Origin of the sequence: Epilithonimonas hispanica (genome assembly GCF_003385395.1) — a bacterium.
Classification (GTDB): Bacteria; Bacteroidota; Bacteroidia; order Flavobacteriales; family Weeksellaceae; genus Epilithonimonas; species Epilithonimonas hispanica.
This window is the reverse complement of sequence record NZ_QNUG01000105.1, coordinates 1-1,563: the sequence shown is the minus strand read 5'-3', so window position 1 is coordinate 1,563 and position 1,563 is coordinate 1. Positions and strand designations below refer to the sequence as shown.

General features: G+C 30.0%; 1 protein-coding gene and 1 rRNA gene. Both read right to left on the bottom strand.

The genetic code is table 11. The features are described from left to right. Positions 1 to 1,163: 1,163 nt before the first annotated feature. Positions 1,164 to 1,301 carry a transposase gene (locus tag DRF58_RS18020; protein WP_116037332.1) on the bottom strand — a complete coding sequence of 46 codons (138 nt, stop codon included), beginning with the start codon at positions 1,299 to 1,301 and terminating at the stop codon, positions 1,164 to 1,166. A gap of 152 nt (positions 1,302 to 1,453) precedes the next feature. Beyond that, a 5S ribosomal RNA gene (rrf, locus tag DRF58_RS18015) occupies positions 1,454 to 1,561 on the bottom strand. Positions 1,562 to 1,563: the final 2 nt, after the last annotated feature.

The window sequence follows — 1,563 nt, the reverse complement described above, 5'->3', positions numbered from 1 at the left end:
TTTTTTAAAGTTTTTTTTCGTTACTCGAAAATTGTTTTGATTACGTTTGCTTAACCTTATCTGCGCTCCCCTAACTCTCGTTTGGGGTTGCAAAGATAACTAAACTTTTATCATTAGCAAACTTTTTATTAGATATTTTTTCGGAATTTAAAACCCCTTATTTTATCCTAATATCATTCCTAATCGCCTCCTGCGCCGCTCTCTTAAAGCGGTGGCAAAAATACATACTTTTATCATAACCGCAAACTTATTCGCCTATTTTATGATTCCTGTAAACCAAATACTCTGATTTGTAGCGCGTTTAATTTTAATTAGTTCTAGTAATCATACTTTTCCATCACAAACATCCATTATATTTAAATTAATGAAAAAGCAAAAATAGTTTACTAGAAAGCAATTCATTAGGGTTGTAAACAAGAACTAAAGAAAAAAAAATTGTTGAAAAATATTCTCATTCAAGTAAAACTAATATTTATATATCAGATCTAATGAATAAGTAAATACATCCAGTCATGAATTGTAAAAACCTTAAGATCAATTAAACTTGAACATATTGATATTGGCAAAAAAATCGATGTAAGATATATCTTTTATTGAGAATCATTTGTTACGAACAACTCAAAGGTGAACAAATTGGAAAAATTATTAATAATATATGAGTCTGAATATTTTTAAAATCTATACCCAAAGTACATAACGGATCTTACTCCCAAACATTGAAGATATAAATCAATCTTTGCACCAGTTGAATTGGTTGTAACATCATCATCGAATAAACTGACATCCAAATCTTCTATATCATGTTTCAACTAACTCAGTTATATTTAAATACTAGTTATATGAAAAGAAGCTATAATTACTTCAGCTAGCTCGTTCCATAGTGCCCGTTAATAAAAAGTATCTAGTCCTCCAAATTTGAGATATTAAATCAGTAGGCTTTCTAGAAAAATTTAAATAAAATGAATAATGGTAATACCTGAGGTAATCTATTTTTTTAAAGTATAACATTGATTTAAAGATATCAGCGTAGTTAGTATAGCATTTTTTTTAGTTAATGCTAAAAAAGAAAGGAAAAGAGCCTAAGGACAATAATTAATCCAATAATTTTGGAGAATTAGAAGGATCACATTAGTTATTATGAATATTTAAAATACGTAATTATCTCACCAATTTTTTTTCCAATAATGCAAGGTTTGGTAGTGGAAACCGTATTTTCCAGACAATTCTTTTGCGGTCTGCCCTGATTCGTATTCTTTCAAAATTGCCAATATTTGGCTGTCTGTAAATTTACTCGCTCTCATATCCTAAAATTAATTGTTTTTTCTCATTAATCTTAGGAGTATAAATTGGCCAGTTTTTAGGGAGACTTCCAATCGGATATAATATAATAATAATAAGTTTAAGTTTGGAGCAAAAAAAACCTCAATCAAATAAATGATTGAGGTTTAAAAAAAACTGGCGGCGACCTACTCTCCCGCTTTCGCAGTACCATCGGCGCTAGAGGGCTTAACTTCTGTGTTCGGAATGGGAACAGGTGAGCCCCTCTGCTAAAACCACCCTAAA

Excerpts from the sequence above, each read along its gene's own strand:
- DRF58_RS18020 (WP_116037332.1), bottom strand. The coding sequence starts at position 1,301 with ATGAGAGCGAGTAAATTTACAGACAGCCAAATATTGGCAATTTTGAAA.